This window comes from Ruminococcus sp., from assembly GCF_024684275.1.
The window spans coordinates 1-21,216 of record NZ_JAIKXF010000015.1 but is presented as its reverse complement, the minus strand read 5'-3'; the positions used below and the strand labels follow the sequence as shown (position 1 = coordinate 21,216).

The window sequence follows — 21,216 nt, the reverse complement described above, 5'->3', positions numbered from 1 at the left end:
CTGTTTTGCGTATATCATCAATGTTCTGCGTCAAAGTCATATTCGTAATTAAGATACTCTGCGATAGCTGCATAAAGCTCAGGGTGAGTGTGCTTAGTGCGGATAGGCTTCAAGTTCATATCCGTGAAGCAGTGGGTAGAGCTTCCCTCTGCGCAGACTTCGCCGCTCCTGCGGCTGACTACCTTATAAGTGATGTGTATGGTAGCACCGTTGAACTTATCCATTTTCATGTACACCGCAAAGGGCTCGTCAAAGACAAGAGGACGCTTGAAGCTGGAATCAAGGGCAAGGCATGGCATGAGTATGCCCATTTCTTCGATCTTTTCAAAAGGCAGACCTGCTTCTGTGAGATAGTGCATACGAGCCTCCTCGAAAATGCGGATATAGTTTGAGTGGTGTACTACTGCCATTTTGTCGGTTTCGTAGTAATAAACTTTTCTTTCGTATGGTCTGAGCTTGTTCAAAAAAAATACTTCCTTTCGTTTATTGATTTTATTGCTTCGCCAACTAAACCTTGCCAACCAATACTCGGCATAAAGTAAATTTCTCGGCGTCAGAAAAACTTGAAATGCGACAGCATTCCTGCGTTTCCCTTCCTTGATAAATTTACTTTCTGCTTTCGCCTTTTTGGCAAAGTATAATTGGCGGAGCAATAACACAGAGAGTGTGCCGGATTTTTCACGCTGATATATCTGATCTGCATTTTTGCGTTAAAGCATAACTGAGCATTGACTTTGATTCCGTGGACGTTGTATTTTATAATCATTTATGATATAATAATAATATATATTATTCAGAGGTGGATTATGAAGCTGAAAAAACTTCTAAGCAGTATACTCAGCACAAATGCGGCTTTTGTGATACTGCTTTTATTGCAGATAGGATTTCTTATGCTTGCTGTAGCAAGTCTTGGTGAGCATTTTGTATTCTTCTATATTTCGCTTATTGCGCTGGACATCTTTCTTGTAATATATATCACCAACAAGAACGAGCCCATATCCTACCGTGTGGCTTGGATAGTACTTATAAGTGTATTTCCGCTTCTTGGCGGAGTTTCCTATATCTACATCAAGCTTTCACAGCAGTTCCCGAAATCTATTGATATGCGAAATCAGAAGCAGACTCGTGAGCTCCTTGTGCAGGATAAAAACGTCATGTCAGAGCTTGAAATGAGCTGTCCCGATTCCGTGAATCTTGCAAGATACGTGGCTGATCACGGTATGTATCCTGTTTACCGAAGCACCTGTGCTGAGTATTTCAGCTTAGGTGAGGCTCAGTTCTCAAAGCTTACTGAGGAGCTTGAAAAGGCTGAGCGATTTATATTCCTTGAATTTTTCATTATTACCGAGGGCTATATGTTTGACGTTATGTCAGAGCTCCTGATACGCAAGGCAAAGGCAGGAGTTGACGTTCGTCTCATGTATGACGGCATAGGAACAGGAATGCTAAATTCTGTGAAGCCGTTCCGCCGACTTTCCGAAAACGGCGTGAAGTGCAAGGTCTTTAATCCCTTCCGTCCCATGATATCCTCTGTGCAGAACAATCGTGACCACCGCAAGATCGTAATAATAGACGGTCACACGGCGTTCAACGGAGGAACTAATCTTGCCGACGAGTACATTAATCGCAAGGAGCGCTTCGGACACTGGAAGGACACTGCCATAATGATACGCGGACAAGCCGTGTGGAATTACACGGTGATGTTTTTACAGCTCTGGGAGAAGTCAGAAAGCAGTGTGATACGCAGATTCGCTCCTGTAATAAAGCCTGACCTTGCTTCTGCCGTAGGTGACGGCTTTATACAGCCGTTTTCTGATTCTCCCCTTGACGAGGAGCCTGTAGGCAAGAATATCTATCTTGAGCTTATCAATAACGCAAGAAGCTATGTCTGCATAACCACGCCCTATCTGATACTGGACGAGGAAATGACCAATGCACTTGGCTTTGCGGCTAAAAAGGGAGTAGACGTCCGTATCATAACTCCTCATATCCCCGACAAGTGGTATGTTCACATGATAGCGTGGAACAACTACAGCCGTCTTGTGAATACGGGAGTCAGGATATATGAATACACCCCTGGGTTTATCCATGCAAAGACCTGTGTAGCCGACGGTACATCAGCGGTTGTAGGCACTATAAACTTTGATTACCGAAGCTTCTACCTGCATTTTGAATGCGGCTCGGTGCTCTATAACAGCTCTGTTATCGGAGATATAGTTGAGGATTTTGAGCGTACAGCGGCAGTTTCTGAGCTGATAACAGCCGAAGCCTACGCAAAGCGTCCTGTACACAAAAAAATAGCAGGGGCAATACTGAATATATTTGCTCCCTTGCTGTGATGTGTATATTGGTGTGAATTATAGTGCGGAATAGTAGTAAGATAAAAGAGTAGCATTGAAAGGACAGCTTAAAGCTGTCCTTTTGTTATGTCAGAAGTAATCCTTAGCGAGTATGCTGTATATGCACACATCGGTTATACCTGATTGTATGCGCTCGTAGCTTCTCAGCGTTCCCTCATAGGTGAGACCGCATTTTTCAAGAACACGTCCCGAAGCTTTATTTCTTGTATCATATTTGGCTTCTATCCTGTTGACACCAACTTCCTCGAAAAAGAACTCTATCACAGCGGCGACAGCCTCTGTAACATAGCCCATTCCCCAGTAGCCTGAGCCTATACAGTAGCCTATCTCAATGGTATCGGTGTCATTATGTACATCAGCGGCTGAGATAGTGCCGATAGGGAAGCCAACCTCCTTTGGCTCGATAACCCAGTGATACCACTGAGGATCGCTGTATTTTTTTATCCAGGTAAGCCCAAGCTCTCTCATCTGCGACAGGGAGCAGTGATTCTTCCAGCGCAGATACTGAGTTACCTTTGGATCGCTTGTCCACACGGAAAAAGCTGTTTCCGTATCGCTTTCCTCAAAGCGTCTGAGGATAAGTCTTTCAGTTTCAAGTCTGATCGTTCCCAGATGATTCATATTCTTTTCCCTCCGCACTGTCGTCGTGTCTGAGGTAGCGTGAAGTGCGCTTGCGCTTCTTGTTGTTATACATTATTTCGTCAGCCTGAGTGATAAGGTTGAAAAGCGTCACATTTTCTTTTATATCACTGACGATAGTACCTATGCTTGCTTGTATAGTGTAGGGCTTCTTTATAATGCTGTTTATGTTTTTCAGCTGAGCCTCAAAGACGGTTTCCAGAGCCATTATGTCCTCTTCGCAGGCATTTTCGCCGAGGATAATGAACTCGTCGCCGCCGAAACGTGCGCATATCCTGCCGCCCTTGCAGCAGTCGGAGATGACGCCTGCAAGGCGCTGAAGTGCAAAATCTCCCTCGTTATGGCCATAGCAGTCGTTAATATGCTTGAGTCCGTCCATATCGATAAATGAGATGAGCAGCTTCTGCTTTGACGCCTTTGTGCGTTTGAACATAGGATCGGCGTTTCTGATAAAGCCGTTTCTGTTGTAGATACTACAGAGCGGATCGATGACATAAAGCTTGTCCAGCTCCTTGACCATGCTCTTGAGGTGTACCAGCTTGCGGATATTTTCGATAGAATTGCTGATAGTCAGCATCAGAGCGTGACACATCAGGCTCTTTGTGGGGAATTTGCTGTTTGTGAAGATATAGTAGCCAAGACAGCGCTCACCGAAATGAAGCGGTAAAAAGACGCTTACATTACCGCCGTTTTTAAGAGGGGCAGGGTATATATCGGCGCTGTCAAACATACTTATGGGATCGTTGATATTGTTTTCCAGCACCAGCGGAGCTATCATTTTCGGGGTATATCCGTGTATCTGATAGGAGGAGGTGTCAGTCGGATCAATATTTAGTCCGTTTGACACTACCTGATCCCAGTTTGAGCAGAGACACAGGCAGAATCTGTCGAATTTTATCTCGTTGATGATCTTTGACACGGTATGTATAGTTGAAGCAGAATCCTGAGTATCCGCAAGCTCTGTGGTCATACGGTTGAGCATTGAGATGTCTCTGCGGCAGCTGTTGATAAGCTTGTATGCGGAAATTCTGTATTCCGAAATATCTGTTTTCTCAACGGATACACAGCCGCAGCTCTCTGAGAATACGGGAGAAGCGTTGAGAACGGTGTTTTTGGGGTATTCTCTGCCGATTATAAGACCGATAAGTATCTCACAGGCTTTAAAGCCCGCGTCATCAAGAGGGCGTGACACAGTTGTCAGGGCAGGGAGATGATGACGGGCATTGTATGTGTTGTCGAAGCCTGTAACAATTATGTCATCAGGGATCTTATAGCCGAAATTGGCAAGCTCCTCGACGGCTGCAAGAGCCATAGCGTCATTAGCACAGATAATAGCCTGCGGACGCTGCAAGCCTGAGCTTAGGAAGGCATCAACTGCGTTTTTGCCGTCGGCAGCTCTGAATTCTCCAATGTAAACGCGCTCGTATTCATAGGGGATAGAATATTCGTCGATAGTTTCACGGAAAGCCCTCATTCTCTCAGCAGCCTCAGGATTTTCCGCAGGACCTGAGATGTAGTTGATGCGTTTTACGCTGTGCTTTTCGATAACGTGCTTTACGATAGCCTTCATTGCAGTATAGTTATCTATGCTTATGTTATAGAATTCGGGGTGTTCATCGCAGTCAAGGATAGTAACAGGCAGACCTGTGGCTTTGACCTTAGCGATTATCTTTTCCTTATCTACAGGTGAGCTTATGGTATTTGTCATAAGTATAACGCCGTCAAATTTACTGTAATTAATAAGTGAGTATATGTTGTATTCGCCCACATCGAATTTGCTGTTGGCAAGGACTCCGCCAAATGCACAGAAGCATGAAATATTCGCATTATTCATTTTTGCGCAGTGTCTTATGCCGTCTATTACTCCGTTCTGGTATTCCTCGTCTATCCCCGCTACGATAACGGCAATTTCAATCGGTTTATCCATATGATACTCCTTTGCATTAAGCTTAGCTGTAAGTGGCTGAAATATATATATTATTATAACATATTTTTGAGCCGGATTCAAGTGAATATGTGTAAAAAGCTGTCAAAAAAAGAGAGCAGCCGGTATTTCAGCCGACTGCTCTCTTTATTTTTTATTATTTGATCTCTTCTACTCTTACGTTGCTGATGTAAACAGTAGCAGTTGAGCCGCGTTTGCCCATATTGAACTCAAGACGTCCGTTGTTGTCGTCCTTGTCCTTCATCTCGAAATCATATGTGAAGGTCTGCTTTTCTGTGGTCAGTGTAAGCTTTGTATCCTGTAAGTAGCGTATCCAGCCTGCGGAAGGAGCAGAAACACATACTACGATGTCGCGCTCTTCGTCAGCGTATGCATCAAAGGTTACACGGTACTTTTTGCCCTTTACCATAGGAAGATCGGGCTGTACGAGCTGTACTGAGTACTCCTCTGTACCCTCTGCCTCAGATGTCACGATTATCATGTTGTCCTTTATCTCGGCTGCGCCCTCGCCGCCGTTAAATAGGAGGAACTTCCAGTTTACATCGTCTGTAAGGTCCTCAGCCTCTGAGAAGTCACCGTTGTAGATGAAGTTTCCGTCCTCAAGAGCCTCGCGGAACTTCTTTTCAGGTTTCTTTACGTTCATATCGTACTCGGGCTTCTGGTAAACTCTTACGTAGTCCACCTCAAACTCTGCCTTGTCGAAATCAGTAGATGCATCGGGATTGCCGGGCCATGTACCGCCGACTGCGAGGTTCATCTGAACGAAGAAAGGCTGATCAAATGGAGCAGGATATGGCTTTTCGTCCTCGCCCTGAACTGCTGTGAACCAGTCGTTGGCAGTATTGTAGAGGTTTCCGTCGATGTACCAGCGTATCTCGCCCGGCTCCCATTCTACCGAATACTCGTGGAAGCTGTCGGCATAGGTCTGACCTGTAAGTCCCCATGTACCCTGGATCTCGCCGTGGGGCTCACCGAAATGGAGGGTACCGTAAGCGGTGCTGACGTCGTTTCCGAGAACCTCCATAATGTCGATCTCGCCGCATTTAGGCCATTGACCGTAGTAGCTCTCATCCTTTGGCATCATCCAGACAGCAGGCCATAAGCCCTGTCCCTGTGGTACCTTTGCGCTTACGACTACCTTGCCATAGGTGAAATCGGTCTTGTTCTGACCTGTTACCTTACCCGATGTATAGTAATCCTTGCCGTTCTTTTCGGACTTGATAGCCTTGATGACCAGCTTGCCGTCGCGGAGAAATACGTTGTCGGTAGATGTTGTATATTCCTGTAATTCCTCGTTTGTCCAGCCCGGCTCGTGGGGCTCGTAGTTCCACTTGCTCTCGTCAAGAGCACTGCCGCTGAACTCGTCGTTCCAAAGCAGGTTGTAGCCCTCTATCTCGGGAACGTCAACAGCTTCTGTAGTAGCCTCGGTAGGCTTTGCAGTCTCGGGAGCTGTGTCCGAACCTGAAATGTTCTTGTCACCGCAGCCTACAGCGCAGGCAAGCATAGAAAGTGCGGCTGCAAAGGATAAGTATTTATTGATTTTCATATTTGTCCTCCTTCTGAGTTGAGGTGATTTCTTTATGGTATTATTATAACTTTTTGAACCATAAAAATATAGCAATATGGACTGATTTATAGTAACTTAGTGATGTAACCGCAGCTTTGGAAGGACATATTGAACATATCAGCCCAAGCCGTAATTACATATTATCCAGTCGGAAGTGCCCTTTGTGCGGGCAAGCATCCAGCTCCAGTCTGTATAGGTGTAGTCGCGCTGCCATGCTGACTTTTCATTCTGGAATATCTCCAGCGGATTAACATAGAAGTCAGACTTGAGCACCATATACTCCTCGTTTTCGTTCTGAGAGTATCTGGTTTCAAGCTTTGTTTCCGCGTCTCCTGCATAGCGAAGCTCCAACAGCTCACAGGTCTCGAATTGTGGGAAGAAGTCCTTGACGCAATCAACGGCGTCATTGTAGTCCTGCTCGGTGTATATTTCCGAAGATATAGGCTTTACGACAGTCTTGTCCACTGTACCTTCCGGATAGGGCTTGTTGTATTGTATTGCCCAGAATCCGACGAATAATGCGGCAGAAGCTGTAATAATTCCTGCTGTTGTGATGATTATCTCACTTTTTTTCATGATATGCTCCTTTCTGCTGAAAAGCTTTAGCTTTGAGCATAGTATAGCATAGCTGAATGACAGCACAGTGACTTTTTTATTACAGATATGTCACTTTTTCAGAAGTCCCAGCCTGTTCTTTCTCTGGAGTATCCTCATAACGCTCTCATCGATACGGGATTCGGGTATCTCGCCGCTTTCAACAGCATGGCACACCTCGTCAACAGCTGCACGGTAGTCCACGGGCATGAGAATTATATCCATGCCTGCTTTTATGGAAAGCTTTGCGGCTTCTCCGGAGGTATATACCTTAGAGATAGTATTCATCTGCTGAGCGTCGGTAATAGCAATACCGTCAAAGCCCAGCTCGCCGCGGAGCATTTCCGTTACTGCCTTGTATGACAGGTCACAGGGGAGCTCGTCCCCGAAGCTGGTAACGGACTGATGTCCTACCATAACGAAGTCAGTACCGCTTTCTATGCCCTTTTTAAATGGCACGAATTCTGTACTGCGGAGCTGCTCCAGTGTTCTGTCGATGACGACTATCGAGTTTGTATGTGTATTGCCGCTTTCAGCACCAAGTCCGGGGAAATGCTTTAGTGTAGCGCTGACGCCGTTATCCTGCAAGCCCTTTGAGACTCCGCTGACCATATTTGCCACTACATTAGGATCGCTGCTGAATATGCGGTCACCCAGCTCATTGCCGCTGTCGATATTCACATCTGCAACAGGAGCAAAGTCAACGTTAAAACCGAGACTGCGCAGATCCTTTGCAAGAGCTGCGCCAATATCGTATGCGGTATTGTAGTTGTTTTCCCTGCCGTACTGCTCCATAGGCTTAAAGGCTGTAGTGCCCAGATTCTGAGCGCATCTTGCCACCTTGCCTCCCTCCTCGTCAACAGCGATAAAGAGTCCGACTCCGCTGGCTTCACGGGAGAAGCCCTGAGTATTGCTTATCATGGTCTTTATCTGATTTCGTGAGCTAAGATTCTGAGAAAAGTAGATTATTCCTCCCACGGGGTAGTCTTTAATGGCGTTTTTAGTGCCGTTCCCTACCTCTATCATTGGAGATATACCGGTTATAGCCTCGGGAGTCACCATGAACATCTGGCAGACCTTCTGCTTCAAGGTCATATTATCAAGTACTCCGCTCGGAGTTATTTTAACAGCAGTGGTCGTTGTGATATGTACTGTGGTGGTCATATAGGCAGTAGTTTGTTTAGTGGTGGTATGTACGTGAGTTACGGTAGTTTCCGCCGGCTGTGTTTCTTCATGGTGGGGGACTGAGTGATTTTGCTGAGGCTGCTCATATGAGCTTTTGTGACTGTTGTTTTCTGTATTATTATTTACAGTCTGTGCGGCAGTTTTCGGTTCTTCAATTGTATGAGCGGCTGTAGTCGCTTCGGTTGCCGTTACAGGCTCAGTCCTGACGGTTTTTTCAGCTGTTGTAGGTTCGGTAATGTGTTCGGCAGTCAATGCCTGAGTTGAAACGCTTTCTGTAGTTTCTTCTTTATTATCTTTATGTTCAGCAGTACCGCCGCAGCCTGTGAGAAAAAGGCTCAGACCGAGCAGCAGCGCAGTTATTTTTCTGAGTTTCAAGTGAGTTTCCTCCTTGTGGAAAATGTATACTATTATTTTATCATATCCCGATAAAAATGTCAATAAAAAACAAAATCCCCGATGTCAGCGTTACTGAGATCGGGGAACAGGGTAATTATTTTATAGCTGCAAACGCCTGCTTTAAGGTGCTTGCAGGGATTATTTCTATGTCATAGTCCTTTGTGTTGACAGCTGACATACACTGCTTGGGTATAACGCAGGTCTTGAAGCCCATTCGCTCTGCCTCGCGAATACGGTGTGAGATATGCGACACTGAGCGTATCTCGCCGCCCAGACCTATCTCGCCGAATGCCACAAGCTGTTCGTCTATCTGCTTGTCCATAATGCCTGAGTACAGCGCCATAGCCACTGGCAGGTCGCCTGCGGGCTCGTCAAGGCGGAAACCTCCGACGATATTGAGGTAAACATCAAGGCTTCCCATAAATATCCCCAGCCTTTTTTCAAGAACTGCGATAATTATATTCAGCCTGTTGAAGTCAAAGCCTGTGACCATACGTCTTGGAGCTGAGTAGCTTGTCTTTGCGGCAAGAGCCTGTACCTCCGCAAGGATAGGACGGCTTCCCTCTATGACGCAGGCAACGCAGGTGCCGGATACATTATGAGGACGTCCTTCAAGGAGCATCTGTGACGGGTTGTCTACCTCCCGCAGTCCCTTGTCTATCATCTCGAAAACGCCTATCTCATTTGTAGAGCCGAAACGGTTCTTAACAGCGCGGAGTATTCGGTAGCTCTGGTGGCGCTCGCCCTCAAAGTAGAGAACAGCGTCCACGATATGCTCCATTACCTTCGGTCCTGCAATAGCACCGTCTTTATTGACGTGACCGACGATGATTATTGGTATCTCCTGATTTTTTGCGGTATGCATGAACAGGTTGGTACACTCGCGTACCTGAGTGATACTGCCTGCGCTTGAAGCGATACGGCTTATGCTCATGGTCTGTATCGAGTCTATGATAGCAATATCGGGAGCGCTTGAAGCTATAGTCTGTGCAATAGCTTCAGCGTCGGTAGCTGTGAGAATATAGAGATTTTCCGTATCGACGCCGAGGCGCTGTGCGCGGAGCTTTATCTGCCGGGCGGATTCCTCTCCCGAAACGTAGAGTACCGAGTGCTCCTCACCGAGGAACTGACATATTTGCAGGAGCAGGGTGCTTTTTCCGATACCTGGCTCACCGCCGAGAAGAACAAGAGAGCCTTTCACAAGACCTCCGCCGAGGACTCTGTTCAGCTCTCCGATACCCGTATCATAGCGGACATCACTGTCTGCGCCGATGTCTTCAAGCTCAAGGATATTGTCCGAAAGGTCGGGAGCAGAGCCTGCCGAGGCAGAGCTCCTGATACCTGTGGGAGCCTCTGCAAGCTCCTCCTCAAAGCTGTTCCATGCGCCGCAGGACGGGCATTTTCCGTTCCATTTAGTGCTTTCGTAGCCGCACTGATTACAGGTGTAAACATATTTTGATTTAGCCATTTTTTACCTCATCAAAGAAAGGCTTTTGCTACGCTGTCCTTTGTGAGCAGGTTCTTTCTGCCGCATTTCATATTGCTTTCTGATGGAGCAAAGCCGCTGATGTCGGTGCCTGCCATAGACCAGCACTTCATCTCGCCGTAAAAATCCGTAGCGTAAAAGACCTTTGCAGTCATATCGTAGTGTATACCGCCGTCGGTATCACAGGTACAGTCTATCTCCTTTACGTCATTGGTATCGAAATAGAATATCCTTACCTGTGAGTCGTTGAGGATACCCGTTGATACTACAAGCTCGGGATTGCCGTTGAGGTCGAGGTCAACAAGCTCAAAAGCGGCGTCCTTGAGGTCAGCGTTTTCAAAGATAGCTGAAAGTCTGTCGCGGTATGCCTGTTTCTGCTCGTCCCTGAGGACGGTGTTCCATGTCTCGCTGTAATATATAGCGTATTTTACAGCATCGTCGCCGAATGTGTATTTTCTGCCTGTTTTAAAGGCTGCAGCTTCCTTGTAGGGCTGGAGAGCTTCCTCAAATTTTGCGAGGGTAACGTCCTCGCCGTTTATCTCATATTTTATGACAGCACCGGCAGAAGCACTTTCGGTGTTGTTGTAGAAGCTTACTGCTGTCTGGAATGAGCCCTCCTGCATAGTCTGATATTCTCCGATAACAAAGCCGTTGCCCTCATATGAGTAGCCGAGAGCACCTGCCTCGGGGAGATAATCAAACTGACCGTAAGAGCCTATATTTGCGATCTTGTCTGCAACAGTACCCGTCATGGTGTAGATAATACACTGAGCGTTTACGTCCTCAGAGGGAGAGATTATGAGCTCGGGAGTACCATCGCCTGTAAGGTCGGTAAGGTCAAACATTGAGTTTTTTGAATACTGCTCTGAGTTTTTGAATGATTGGAGAAGTGCCTCATAGTCCTTCTGCCATTTGAGCTCGACCTCCTCGGGCTTCATATTAGTGTCAAGCAGGGTGAGGGGGAGACTTTCCACCTTTTTTGTCTCGGAACAGCCTGCACAGACGGCTAAAACAGCGCCTGCCGTGAGAATGCATATCTTTTTATTTATTGTCACTTTTGTTGCCTCCTGAAAAGCATTGAAAATCATATACAATTATTATTTTACCACTTTTGACGATATGTGTCAATAAATTATAGTATACGTCAAAATAAAAAAATCCCTGCAAAATCAGTCGTTTTTCGTTGAAAAAATCACGGCGTTATGCTGAGCTCCCAGTAATATTTCCTGCTGCACTGCGGAAAGTCGTTCAGTACACCGTGTTCGGGATCGAAAAATGTACCCTCACAGTACAGTGACCAGTGCCAGCACCGCGGAGTTTCCAGACTCAGCAGACACAGGGGAGGGAGTTCCTCCTTGCGCTCTGCCTGCTTGCGGATATCTGAGATCTGAACTCCGTGCTCACGGAATGTTCGCTTCATCTCTTTCAAGTCAGTTTCGCGGTCATTGCCGAGATAATTGCATATATATCCGGGAGTTTTTCCAAGTACCATAGCCAGAACAGCCTGTCCGCACTGTAGGTCGGTAGGCTCGTGAATGTAAGTAATTTCCACATTATCACCTCTCAGATATTTTATCACATATGGATTATGATGTAAAGATGTTATTTATGGTAAAATGTCCACCTTTTATTTGAATATAGGGTTGATATTTTGTTGAAAATGCGCTATAATGTGCGTAGGGGACTAAAATTATCGCCAAAAAGCTCGATAATATATAGAATATGCACATAAAGATATGCATATGGGCTTCAAAGTAAAGGAGGAATACTTATGAGGGAAAACCTGATCAAACGAGCAGTTGGTACTGCGGCGGCGCTCTGTGTTATGGCGCAGTCATTCTGCGGCATTGTTCCGAAGCAGTTCACTGCGGACGCAGCGGTAAGCTACTACAATGCCAAGGTGGCAAATCAGGGCAGCGCTGACGGCAATGCTGTTATCAAGGGCTCTGACGCATCAGTAGTTTACGACAGCGAGCTAAGATCAAACGTGCTTGATCTCCACGGAAGCGGTTTCGGCAGCGGCTGGTTACAGCTTCCTGCCATGTTTGAAAAGGGCTGCGGCAATGGATTCAGCTTCTCGCTGAAGTTCAGGCTGGACAGCGGCGCAGGCAATTACACAAGACTATATCAGTTCTCTCCAGTGCCATTCGGCGCAGGAGCTGCTCCAAGCTATTCTTCGCCTGATATATCTGTTGATCTGAAGGATAAGAATGCATACAGGACAAGCATTTTTGTGGGTAAGGGAACTACTACCGAGAACGACGATAAGCACCGTGCAATTTTTGATATTGAGACTGCTCCGGACAGCGGCAGGTGGCATGAGCTTACGGCAGTATATTCACCTGACAGCGCTGAGTTCTACATGGATGGCAGTCTGCTGAGCAAAAGTGACAGCGATAACCTTGCCGACACTATGAACTGTTTGTTCAGCGAGGGCGTTCTTCCCTCATATACATACAATTCTATAGGTCATTCCGTTTATTCTGATGCTGACATCATGGCTTGTGTGGACGATGTTATGCTGTACGGCTATGCACTTACAGCAGCTCAGGCGGCGAAGCTCCCCGATGATCCGCTGTATCGCTATACATTCGAGCCCGATACTATTACCGAGGGCGAGGCTATTCCCGACGAGGAGACTGCCACAGCCCGTGACGGTACGGCTCTCACAAGTATACCCGAGTATGAAACATTATCTCCTGACGGAACTCTTGTTACCAAGTTCTGGAAGGACGCTCGTGGAAGCTATTACTACTCCGTAAGAAAGCAGAGCCGCGGTACGTGGGGCACAGTTATCGAACCTTCAAAGCTGGGTATCGTTACTACAACAGAGGACTTGTCATCGGGCTTTTCACAGACAGCTCCTGCGGCTGTTTCAGTTGAGCATGACGAGACATATAATATGCCATACGGCAAGCATACAAAGATACGTGACAACTATAAGGAAATATCCTTCCCGCTGAAAAAAGGAAATTCTACTCTGACGGTTTATTTCCGTGTTTATGATGACGGTATGGGGTTCAGATATGCCCTTGACCACGGTGCTTCCATTAAGGAGGAGACAAGTCAGGTAATATTCCCGAGTAAGAGCAAATTCTGGGGCAACTGGCCGAATGCCACATATGAGTGGGATATGGTGGAGCTCCCGAGAGACCGCGCAAATGAGACCAATGCTACTTATTCCTGCCCGTATACAGGCGTTATCAATGATAAGTACTGGGTAACTGTTACAGAGGCAAGCGTTTTCAACGAGGATAATCCCTACTGTGCAGGTGCTTTGCAGTTCATCGGCGACTATCACAGCCTGCGCTTCAAGGGCGGCGTAAAGGTCAGCGGCATATCAATGGGCAGTGCTTTCCATACTCCGTGGAGAGCAGTTGTCATCGGTGACAGCCTTGACCAGATGTCATCAAGCGACCTGATACTCAACCTGAATCCTCCCTCGGTAATCGAGGATACAAGCTGGATACGCCCCGGCAAGACCGCATGGTCATGGTGGAGCAGCGGCGGCGATTCGCCTGTTGAATACCACACACAGAAGGACTATATCGACTTCGCAGCAGATAACGGCTGGGATTTCGTATGTCTGGATTTTGGCTGGGCGCTCTGGGACGACAGCGAATCAAAGGTCAAGGAGCTTTGCGACTATGCCTCAGCAAAGGGCATAGGCATTTATCTCTGGTACGGTGTAAACAACAAGGGACACTCAGGCTATAAGGACAGCAAGGGCAATCCTGCATATCCTTATTACTCACTGCTTGACGAGGCTACTATAGTCCGCGAGTTCAAGCGCATAAGAGGTCTGGGCGTCAGCGGCGTAAAGGTAGACTACTATGAGAGCGACACTCAGGAGACCATGAAGCAGATGAACCTCTGCGCAAAGATAGCTGCCGAGAATCATCTCATGGTGCTTTTCCACGGCTGTACGATACCTCGCGGCGAGAGCAGAACATACCCCAATATAGTTTCATTCGAGGCTGTAAACGGAACCGAGTACTACAAGTGGTTCGATGCGCCTGCACTGGCTAACAGAGTATCCTATACCTTTACAAGAAATGTTGTGGGCTCGGCGGACTTCACACCTACAGGCATACCGATATACGGCATAAAGGCAACAGCAGGCTTTGCTCTTGCAGACGTTGTTACCATAGAGTCTGGCATACAGCATTTTGCACATTCCGTATACACCTATCAGGGCAATAAGGCTCTGCCTTTCCTAAATGATGTACCCGTTGCATGGGACGACATGAAGGTACTTGACGGCTATCCCATGCAGTTTAATGTTACCGCAAGAAGAAGCGGCAGCAGCTGGTATGTGGGAGCTTCCACACTGTCGGCAAGAAAGGTCAGCATAAAGCTTTCAGATCTTGTTGACGATGACGGAGTTTATATCGCATACTTCTTCGGCGACAATAAGGACGGCAGTGAGCTGGAGGTTAGGATAATAAGAGACGTTACAAAGGACAGCATTATCGAGCAGGAGCTCCTTCCGAACGGCGGTTTTGCAATGAAGATAACAAAGAGCGGCATGAAGCTGACAACACCGTACAGCAATTTCAAATTCTATGAAGCTGAAAAGGCTAAGGTATCCGGAAATGCCAGAATAACCTCGGGCAAGGACGGTAAGTACAGCTCAGGCAGCGCATACGTCGGATATGTCGGCGGAGGTGCTAATAACGCTGTTACCTTTGAGAATGTTAATGTTGAAAAGGCAGGGGAGTACACACTTCGTATATACTATGTATCAGGCGAGAGAAGAAGTCTCAGTGTGGATGTAAACGGCACTAATGCAGGCAGACTGGACGGTCTGTACGCCAACAGGAACGACTGGTCTGGCATTGCAGCGGCGGATACAAAGGTGACGCTTAAAGCAGGCAATAACACTATCAAGCTTTATAACGCAAGCGGCAATGGTCCCTCTATCGACCGTATCGCAGTGGCTATCCCGTTTGAGGAGGTCATCGGCGACCTGAATCAGGACGGAGCTTTCAACGTGGCTGACCTTGTGCTCATGCAGAAGTATATCCTCGGTGTTGAGACCTTTAACAAGGAGCAGGCTAAGATAGCTGATATGAACGGCGACGGTAATATTGATCCGTTTGACCTTGTAAGCTACCGTAAAGCGATAATTAAGAAATAAGAGCTAAGAACTAAGAAATAAGAGCTAAGAACTAAGAGCTAAGAACTAAGATTTAGGGGGCGATTTTACATCGCCCCCATTTTTTTATCAGCCCATTAAAGCTTAAATGAGTATCGATCATAAAAAAAGAGCCATGACAAGTCGTCATGGCTCTGTCTGTTTAATTATGACTCCGGTTTCAGTGAAGTTACCTTGCCAAGCAGGAATTCCTGTATGCGGAGGGCGTCGTTTGCGGTGATGCCCTTTGCGGAGGTGTCAACGTCGCCGTTGAGCTGCCCCTGCTCTGTGATGTGGTTCTTGTCTGTTCCTTCAAGTCCGAACTTGTTGGGATTTGCAAGGCTCTGCATGATGAGGACTACGTCTGACATATCGACCTCGCCGTCACAGTTGGCGTCGCCGTATACCGTATCTGTCTGCGGATCATCGGGGTCGTCTGCTGCTGCCTCAGCCATGTTGTCAAAGTCTACCCACAGCTGAACAACGCTGCTGTCTGGAGCATACTTAGGTGAAGCTGTATTCTGCGATGCCAGCTCGGAAGCGTCAAGTGCCTTGCTGTAAACTCTCATATCATAGAACTGAGCCTGTGAGTTTCTTCCTGTCTGCGGACAAGCACCGATAGTGAGGTTATAGCCTGACTTTTCAACGCCTGATGTTGTACCTGCTGCCTTTTCGGCTATCATCTTGCCGTCTAAGTATATGCGCAGCATATTATTTTCAGCATCGTAAATGCCTGCGACCTGATGCTTCTTGCCTAACCAGTCAGATGGCAGTGAAGCACTGACTGTATGCCAGCCTCCGCCTGCATAGATAAAGAAATAGAGGAGAGTTGGCTCTGCTCTGAGGCCGAATGAGTAATCGCCCTTGCTTGCGAACATATTGAAATCCTGAGAGCCTGTAGGAACTACATTAGTCTCTACTGTGAAGGAGTTATTGCCCTCAAATGCTGAATCAAGCTTGCTGTTGTGCGGGATAGTAACTGAGCCTGTTACGTAGCTGTCGCCGCTGCTGTCCTTGCTGAGCTTTGCGGAAGCGCCTACAGGGATAGTAAGAGCGTTGCTGCTCTTGTCCTGTATAACTGTACCGTCTGAGCGGAGCTTGGCGACCATATTGGACATATCCTTTCCTGTGCTTGATGAGTCTACAGGGATAATGGTGTATTTCCAGCTGTAAGGTCTGCCGGAAGGAAGCCTGTACTGTTCAAGGGTGCCCTGACCGCAGGTAGCGCTTCCCGTACCCATTGAGCCGTAGTCAACGCTGAGGATAGTCTCACTGCGGGGCTTCAGCTTGTAGGGGTGGTCGGCGTTCTGGAGGTCCTCGGGAGTAAAGTGGAGAGCACTTGCTTCCACTGTGCCGTCAGCTGCAATGAGGAGGCTTGATTCATTGCTCTCATTCCGGACAGCTATCCACCTTACGTCGGTGAGGTTTCCGGTGTCGTCAGCCTTCAGGTAAGGATAGAACATATCTGAAACTGTGGATTCCCATACGCCCTTCTTTCCGTTTGTCTTACGGTCGTTGAATGTCTCGACCGGACCGTTTCCGTACCAGCTTAGCTTTTCTGCGCCTGCCGGGAGCTGCATGAGAGAGCCTACACGGATAAAGTTGCCCAGTCCCTTGTTTACAGCGTTTACATTGAATTCAACGTCCACTGTTCCGTTGCAGTGGATAGTATATGTGATGTCCACTGTGGTGCCGCCTGCATTCGGAAGTGACAGGTGAGAGATTATCTGCTTTTCGCCGCCGTCAAGATCCTTGACGTCGATGCCGCTGCACTTTGCGCCCTTCATGGCGTCGCGCCACTTTTTGTCGAATAAGCCGTTTGCGCCCCAGCCGGTGTCGTTCTCAACATTGCCGCGCCAGAAGTTAGGCGAAGGACCTTCGCTGATGAGGACATCACCCTTGTAAGCGTAGGTCTTCATAAGACCTGTTGACTTGTCGATAAGGAAGTTGAAATTCTTACCTGTGGGGACATAGCCGCTTGGAGTATCTACTACGGTCACAGGATCACTGCCCTTGTCCACTCTTGCGGTAGTTCCGCTGCCCTGCAGCGGTATCTGACCGTAGGATATCTCTGTTCCCTCAGGAACGAGCTCTGTGCCGTCCTTTGTAGCAACTGAGATCTCGATGAAGAATTCATCGCCTGCAAGGTATTTCTTTGGAAGTGAATACGGAACGCTGATAGTTCCTCTTGTGAGAGGAGCAACATCGGGATTTTCTACCTTGCCGCTCTGTATCTCGATACCGTTCTGGAGCAGCTTCCACGTAACATCGAAGCTGCTGAGATTCACGAAGTTGTTTTCGTTATATACGCCTACCTGTTTCTTTTCCAGCTGTGAAGCATCAGCAGAGAACCAGAAGTTCTGATACTGATACTTTACCTCGGCAAGCTCGGGCTGAGGAGTTCTGTCAGGGCTGATGAGTCCGTTCTCACAGAAGCTTCCGTCATTTGGACGGTCGCCCCAGTCGCCGCCGTAGCCGTAGTAATTACCCTTAGCCTCGTCCTTGTAAAGGTTAGCCTTTGCGTATGATTCCGAGTAATAGTCCCAGCCGCCGTTGGGGATATTGACAGCTCTTGACTGGTCAACCCAGTCCCAGATGAAGCCGCCCATCATATTGTCGGCTTTTCTGATGTTGTCCCAGTACTCCTTGAGAGCGCCCACGGAGTTGCCCATAGCATGGTCATACTCGCACATAACGTAGGGCATCTTGCCCTGACCTGCATTGTAGGCTATATTGCCCGAGCCCGGATACATATTGCTCTTCATGTCAACGCCCATTGCATTGTCCTGACCTTCACTGTGTACAGGACGGGTGTAGTCGTTCTTCTTGAAGTACCATATCATATCGCGGAACATACCTCCTGCGTCGCTTGCGTTGCCTGTATATCCCATTTCGTTTCCGATAGACCATGCAACGATAGAAGGATTGTTTTTCAGACGTTTGAAGGCTGTTTCTGTTCTGTCCATAGCCAGCTCATAGAACAGAGCCTTTGTATTGTTGTTCTTGCCGTCCTGAAGGGCATGGCACTCCATATTTGTCTCGCCCATAACATACATACCGTACTTGTTGCAGAGCCAGTATAGGTAAGAATCGTTGCTGTAGTGTGATGTTCTTATAGCGTTGATGTTGTTCTTTTTCATGATAGAAACATCTTCGCGTATCGTATCCTGCGGAACAGCTTTTCCGTAGAAAGGATCGGTATCATGGCGGTTTACGCCTTTAAGGAGCAGGCGCTTGCCGTTGATAGTGATAGGCTGCCACTTATTCGTGGTCAGCTTGTATGAGCCGTCGACCTCTGCACGGGTGAAGTTTATCTCGCGGAAGCCCAGCTGTGATGAGAGTATCTCCTGTACGTTTCCGCTGCCGTCGGTGAGCTTCAGAACGAGAGCGTAGATGTTGGGAGTCTCAGCTGACCAGAGCCTCGGAGCTGTAACTGAGGTCTTGATAGTGCAGGTGCTCTTGCCGCCGCCGTTGAGGTTGTCTATTTTTGCAGAGGCGCCGCTTAGGATATTGTTGCCTTCCTCGTCGTAAGCCTCGGCAGTAACGCTCCAGCCGTTCTTGGCATTGCCCGAGAGATTTGATATATCCATTGATATTTCAAGGCTTGCATTGGTGAAGCTTTCGTCAAGGTCAGTCTTTACGTTGTAGTCTCTTATCTGCATTTCGGGAGCGCTTACGAGGAAAACGTCGCGGAAGATACCGCCGTCATAGATCATATCCTGATCCTCGAACCATGTTCCGTCGCAGAACTTGTGTACCTCGACTGCAAGGGTATTCTCGCCGTCGGTGAGAGCGTCTGTGATGTCAAATCTGTGAGGGCTGAATGTGTCCTCGCTGTAGCCGATTGCCTTTCCGTTCACATATACATAGTAAGCGGACTCAACACCGTCGAATTCGAGGTAAATGCGTCTGCCCGAAGCCTTCATGGTGCTGTCCACAGTGAACTTCTTGCGGTAAAGACCTACAGGATTATAGTTTGTGGGAGCCTGCGGTGCAGGAACGTAGCTGTCGTATTTTGACTGCCACGGCTGACCGACATTGGTGTAGATAGAGAAGTCAAATCCCAGACGAGTCCAGCTTCTCGGGAGCTGCACCGTTTTCCAGCCCTGTGCGGAAGACGGCTGATAATTGGGATTGAAGCAGCCTGCATTGATGTGATTCTGAGCCTGCTGAGAGTTCTGAACGACTACCAGATCCCAGTTTTCGTCCTTGCCTGTGAGCATTTGCAGATATTCTGACTGCTCGCGGGCATTGTAGTCCCAGACTGCATTTACGGCTGAATCCGTGTCATGGAAGGGAACAGGGTTACAGCTGGCGGCTTCGCGGTTTATTGCGAAAACGTCTTCGGCGCCGTTTTTGCCTGTCCACTCATTGCCTGAGAATTTTACATCTGCGGCTGTAACTGTTTGGGGGACAATAGTCCCCATGGACATAGCTGCTGTCATAATGGCAACAACTGTTGAAACGAAACGTTTCATAAGTAATTCCTCCTTTTTGATTTTAATTCCCCTGATATGTGTGTTGTTTATAATTATCCTATGTTGATAATCATCTATTATGTTTAATATACCACAAATGTGAACAAATTGCAACCACTATTTTACGGAATATGTAGAAAAAATATGAATTTTTCTATTTTTGTGCGGTATTTTACCAAAAAGCCCCTACTCAGTGCATGAGAAGGGGCTTTTTTCAGTCGTGTTCAATTATATTCTTGATCGCCTGCATACGGATATCCCATTCTGCGCTCTGGTCTGCGCATTTTTTCAGGTCATCTGTCAGCATATCCAGCTTGTACTGCGGAAGGTCCTTCTTGTAGCGGAGCTTATGCTCGAGACTTGCCCAGAAGTCCATAGCTATGGTACGGAGCTGTACCTCAGCTTTCACAAGGCGCTTTTCGTTTTCGAGGAAGATAGGTACCTCGACTATAAGGTGAAGACTTCTGTAGCCGTTGGATTTGGGGTTCTCGATGTAGTCCTTTTTCTCGATGAGAAAGATGTCATCCTGTTGCAGGAAGCAGTCAGCAAGGCGGTAGATGTCCTGTACAAAGGAACAGACTACGCGAATACCTGCGATGTCAGATACGTTATGAGCGATGGCTTCAAGATTTCGCGGTATATTCTTGGAAATGACCTTGCGGTAGATGCTGCCGTAGCTCTTTATACGGGACTGTATGAATTCAATTGGGTTGCTTTCGCCGTTTATTGAGAACTGCTCGTTGAGTACGCGGAATTTGGTCTCTATCTCCATTATGGCACATTTGTAGTAGGTAAAGAACTGCTGCATGGGGATAAGATTGTTTTCAACTGAGCGGAGGAACTCCGACTCGGTCATTTCGCTGTCTGCAAGTCCTCGCAGGGACAGTGTGGCATTGTTGTTTATATTCATGGAAATCTCCTGTTTTTTCTATATTACTTGTATTATAGCATTTTGAGCCGAAAAGGTCAATCGGTTCGGTGAAGTTTCATTTGTTTGACACAGAAGCGGGGAAGTGATATACTCTTAATGAATGAATATTTCTGTTTAGACTCATTGTAAGAGCGAACAATTTACAAGGTTGATTTTTGTGACTTCTCACAAAGTTACAAAGAGCCTGTTGACTCTAACGTTACGTCATGGTATATACTGTATTCACACGGGAGGAGTGGTAAACATGATGACGGTAAAACAGGTCAGTGAGCTGACGGGAGTGAGTATACGCACTCTCAGGTATTACGACGAAATTGGGCTTCTTCAGCCTGCGGCACATACCGAAAGCGGATACAGGCTGTATGACGATACGGCTTTGGAAAGACTTCAGCAGATATTGTTGTTTCGCGAACTGGAGTTTCCGCTGAAGGATATAGTCCGCATAGTGAGCAGTCCCGATTTCGACCGTAAAAAGGCTCTTGAACAGCAGATAGAGCT

Annotated in this window: 14 protein-coding genes; 3 read left to right on the top strand and 11 right to left on the bottom strand. The window is 47.3% G+C overall.

Annotated elements, in window-relative coordinates; all coding sequences use genetic code 11:
• Window positions 1–17: 17 nt before the first annotated feature.
• Complete coding sequence (locus K5677_RS01805) at window positions 18–464, bottom strand: acyl-CoA thioesterase (protein WP_296723991.1); 447 nt, start codon at window positions 462–464, stop codon at window positions 18–20.
• Between the two features lie 342 nt (window positions 465–806).
• Between K5677_RS01805 and cls the strand changes: the two genes are divergently transcribed.
• Window positions 807–2,339, top strand: coding sequence for a cardiolipin synthase (cls, locus tag K5677_RS01800; protein WP_296723981.1), 1,533 nt, complete (start codon window positions 807–809; stop codon window positions 2,337–2,339).
• Window positions 2,340–2,429: 90 nt separating this feature from the next.
• Here cls and K5677_RS01795 read toward each other — a convergent pair whose 3' ends face one another.
• The 8 genes from K5677_RS01795 to K5677_RS01760 all read right to left on the bottom strand — a co-directional run bounded on the left by K5677_RS01795 (window position 2,430) and on the right by K5677_RS01760 (window position 11,724).
• On the bottom strand, window positions 2,430–2,981 hold the full coding sequence (locus K5677_RS01795) for a GNAT family N-acetyltransferase (protein WP_296723979.1): 552 nt from the start codon (window positions 2,979–2,981) through the stop codon (window positions 2,430–2,432).
• On the bottom strand, window positions 2,953–4,926 hold the full coding sequence (locus K5677_RS01790; protein ID WP_296723978.1) for a GGDEF domain-containing protein: 1,974 nt from the start codon (window positions 4,924–4,926) through the stop codon (window positions 2,953–2,955). Before K5677_RS01790 ends, K5677_RS01795 begins: the two co-directional genes overlap by 29 nt.
• A gap of 154 nt (window positions 4,927–5,080) precedes the next feature.
• Entirely contained in the window at window positions 5,081–6,490 is a 1,410-nt protein-coding gene (locus tag K5677_RS01785) for a family 16 glycosylhydrolase (protein ID WP_296723976.1), read from the bottom strand.
• Between the two features lie 138 nt (window positions 6,491–6,628).
• Window positions 6,629–7,087 (bottom strand): hypothetical protein, encoded by a 459-nt coding sequence (locus K5677_RS01780; protein ID WP_296723975.1) that lies wholly within the window; start codon window positions 7,085–7,087, stop codon window positions 6,629–6,631.
• A 90-nt stretch (window positions 7,088–7,177) separates the two neighbouring features.
• Window positions 7,178–8,665, bottom strand: coding sequence for a glycoside hydrolase family 3 protein (locus tag K5677_RS01775; RefSeq protein ID WP_296723973.1), 1,488 nt, complete (start codon window positions 8,663–8,665; stop codon window positions 7,178–7,180).
• A 115-nt stretch (window positions 8,666–8,780) separates the two neighbouring features.
• Entirely contained in the window at window positions 8,781–10,154 is a 1,374-nt protein-coding gene (radA, locus tag K5677_RS01770) for a DNA repair protein RadA (RefSeq protein ID WP_296723972.1), read from the bottom strand.
• Between the two features lie 11 nt (window positions 10,155–10,165).
• Window positions 10,166–11,227 (bottom strand): hypothetical protein, encoded by a 1,062-nt coding sequence (locus K5677_RS01765; RefSeq protein WP_296723969.1) that lies wholly within the window; start codon window positions 11,225–11,227, stop codon window positions 10,166–10,168.
• 137 nt (window positions 11,228–11,364) lie between these two features.
• Window positions 11,365–11,724 carry a hypothetical protein gene (locus K5677_RS01760; RefSeq protein ID WP_296723966.1) on the bottom strand — a complete coding sequence of 120 codons (360 nt, stop codon included), beginning with the start codon at window positions 11,722–11,724 and terminating at the stop codon, window positions 11,365–11,367.
• Between the two features lie 219 nt (window positions 11,725–11,943).
• Between K5677_RS01760 and K5677_RS01755 the strand changes: the two genes are divergently transcribed.
• On the top strand, window positions 11,944–15,312 hold the full coding sequence (locus K5677_RS01755; protein WP_296723964.1) for a glycoside hydrolase family 97 catalytic domain-containing protein: 3,369 nt from the start codon (window positions 11,944–11,946) through the stop codon (window positions 15,310–15,312).
• A 164-nt stretch (window positions 15,313–15,476) separates the two neighbouring features.
• Here K5677_RS01755 and K5677_RS01750 read toward each other — a convergent pair whose 3' ends face one another.
• Together K5677_RS01750 and K5677_RS01745 are read right to left on the bottom strand one after the other, a co-directional pair.
• Entirely contained in the window at window positions 15,477–19,787 is a 4,311-nt protein-coding gene (locus K5677_RS01750) for a glycoside hydrolase family 2 TIM barrel-domain containing protein (RefSeq protein ID WP_296723962.1), read from the bottom strand.
• Window positions 19,788–20,001: 214 nt separating this feature from the next.
• On the bottom strand, window positions 20,002–20,697 hold the full coding sequence (locus tag K5677_RS01745; RefSeq protein WP_296723960.1) for a GTP pyrophosphokinase family protein: 696 nt from the start codon (window positions 20,695–20,697) through the stop codon (window positions 20,002–20,004).
• A 265-nt stretch (window positions 20,698–20,962) separates the two neighbouring features.
• On the opposite strand from K5677_RS01745, the gene K5677_RS01740 reads away from it, so the two are divergent.
• The coding region (locus tag K5677_RS01740; RefSeq protein ID WP_296723958.1) for a MerR family transcriptional regulator at window positions 20,963–21,216 on the top strand (254 nt) is incomplete at its 3' end.

Excerpts from the sequence above, each read along its gene's own strand:
- cls (WP_296723981.1), top strand. The coding sequence starts at position 807 with ATGAAGCTGAAAAAACTTCTAAGCAGTATACTCAGCACAAATGCGGCT.
- K5677_RS01795 (WP_296723979.1), bottom strand. The coding sequence starts at position 2,981 with ATGAATCATCTGGGAACGATCAGACTTGAAACTGAAAGACTTATCCTC.
- K5677_RS01790 (WP_296723978.1), bottom strand. The coding sequence starts at position 4,926 with ATGGATAAACCGATTGAAATTGCCGTTATCGTAGCGGGGATAGACGAG.
- K5677_RS01785 (WP_296723976.1), bottom strand. The coding sequence starts at position 6,490 with ATGAAAATCAATAAATACTTATCCTTTGCAGCCGCACTTTCTATGCTT.
- K5677_RS01780 (WP_296723975.1), bottom strand. The coding sequence starts at position 7,087 with ATGAAAAAAAGTGAGATAATCATCACAACAGCAGGAATTATTACAGCT.
- radA (WP_296723972.1), bottom strand. The coding sequence starts at position 10,154 with ATGGCTAAATCAAAATATGTTTACACCTGTAATCAGTGCGGCTACGAA.
- K5677_RS01755 (WP_296723964.1), top strand. The coding sequence starts at position 11,944 with ATGAGGGAAAACCTGATCAAACGAGCAGTTGGTACTGCGGCGGCGCTC.
- K5677_RS01750 (WP_296723962.1), bottom strand. The coding sequence starts at position 19,787 with ATGAAACGTTTCGTTTCAACAGTTGTTGCCATTATGACAGCAGCTATG.
- K5677_RS01745 (WP_296723960.1), bottom strand. The coding sequence starts at position 20,697 with ATGAATATAAACAACAATGCCACACTGTCCCTGCGAGGACTTGCAGAC.